Here is a 1,907-nt window from a genome sequence, read left to right as displayed (position 1 = left end):
CGGCCGGGAACGCGGCCGCGGCGGCCGGCACCGGGCGGTCGTGCCGCTGGGCGGCGGGGCGCTGCTGGCCCTCAACGAGCAGACGGCGGAGCACCCGCGGGAGCGGCATTTCGACGCCGTGCTGCACGACCCGGCGGGCGCCTTCGCGGTGCCCGCCCCCTACACCGGCGCCGGGGCGGCCGTGACGGTCGGGGACCGGGAGCGCGGGGCCGGCTGGCTGACGGCGTTCCTGAAGGAGGCCGCCGAGCGCGGTCCGGCGCCGTGGTTCCCGGCGGCGGCCGAGGAGTTCGGCCGGCTGACCGGGGTGTCGGCCGCCATGGCCGCCCTGGTCGTCGCGGGCCTGCCGTACCTGGAGACGTACGAGCGCGGATTCCTCCCCGCCGACCTGCGAAAGCTCTTCGGGGTCAAGGCCAACGACGCCGCGGCCGCCCGCAACGACCTCAAGGAGCTCTCCCCGGAGGTGCGGCGCGAGCTGGTCGCGGCCCTGCTGCCCGCCGACCCGGCCCGGCTGTGGACGGACGGCCCGGACGCGGAGGCCGCCGCGCAGGTGTGGATCCGGCGCGCGGGCCGCCGTACGCCGGTGCCCGAGTGGCTGCTCGCCGAGGCCGGCAAGGAGGTCCGCGCCGCCTGGACGGCGCACCGTGCGCTGCCCGCGCTGCTGGACGCGGCGGCCTCCCCGGAGCTGTCCGCCGACACCGCCTGGGCGGTCAAGGGCGACCGCGCCGAGCCGGTGGCCCCGGGCGGGCGTCCCTTCGACGCCGCGGTGCTCACCTCCTCGGTGGGCTTCGCGGCCTGGCTCGCGCACCGGCTGCCCGCCGGGCACCCCGTACGGTCCTGCCTGCCGCCGGCGCTGACGGCGCTGCGGCAGCGGCTGTCCTCGCCGGAGCTGCTGCTGAGCGTGGGGCACTACGTGGACCTGGCCGGTTTCCGGAAGGCGGCCGGCACCCCGACCGAGACCACGGCCGGGTACGAGCGGTACGGCGCGGTGGTGCTGGCCACCCAGGACGGCCGGCCCCTGCCCGCGCTGCGCACCGCGCTGCTGGACTCGACCGGGTCCGACCCGTACCTGCCGCTGCTGCGCGACACCGGACAGCTGCCCGGCGCGACGGAGACGGCGCTGCGCCTGGCCCACGACCCGGGCTTCGCCGCGCTGCTCGCCGATCCGGGGGCGCCGGTGGCGGGCACGGTGGACGCGGAGGGCACCTGGTGGCCGCAGGACCCCGGCCGCAGCGTGCCGGAGCTGGTGGCCGAGGTGTCCGCGGAGTACGGGCTCGGTGCGGACGCCGCCGGCCTGTACCTGGCGCTGCTGGCGATGCCCGACCCGACCGACCGGAACACGGCCCGCTGGACGGGCTGGAAGCCGGCCCGGCTGAAGGCGGCCCGGGCGGAGCTGGCCGCCACGGACCTGGTGGTTTCGGCCACCCGGGCCCGTGCCGGGCGCTCCCTGTTCCTGCCCGGCCCGTGGGCCGAGCCGGGGGCGCCCGCGCTGCCCGTCGAGCAGTGGAAGCTGCCGATGTACGCCCTGGCCCCGGGCGGCCGGCCGGTCCTGGGCGCGCTGGTGCCGGCCGAGCCGGCGGCGGAGCTGTACCGCCGGGCGTGGGCGCGGGTCCGTGAGGGCGACGTACCGCGCTTCGAGGAGCTCAAGGTGAAGCGCACCGCGGGCCGCCGGCGCTGAGCCGCGCCGGGTGACCGGCACCGGCGGGGGCGCGGCCTCCCGGCACGCGCCCCCGCCGCCCCTTCTTCCTTCCACGGCTTTCCAGAACACGAGGACTTCCCGATGACCGTGACCGAACCGTCCGCCCCCGCCGCGCGGCAGGTCGTGCCCGCCGAGGAGCGGTACGCCGCCGAACTGGCCTTCCTCGCCGCCCAGGACCCCGGCCCCCGCCCGCCCGGCTGGGCCCTCACCC

Annotated in this window: 2 pseudogenes; both read left to right on the top strand. The window is 78.9% G+C overall.

What is annotated here, in order from left to right:
- Positions 1-1,675: pseudogene (locus VR44_RS39025) on the top strand (DNA-binding protein); the annotation flags it as partial.
- A gap of 102 nt (positions 1,676-1,777) precedes the next feature.
- A pseudogene (locus VR44_RS48115) lies at positions 1,778-1,907 on the top strand (AAA family ATPase); the annotation flags it as partial.

The sequence above is a fragment of the Streptomyces katrae genome, assembly GCF_000966975.1.
Taxonomy (GTDB): Bacteria; Actinomycetota; Actinomycetes; order Streptomycetales; family Streptomycetaceae; genus Streptomyces; species Streptomyces katrae.
This window is presented reverse-complemented; position numbering and strand designations above follow the sequence as displayed.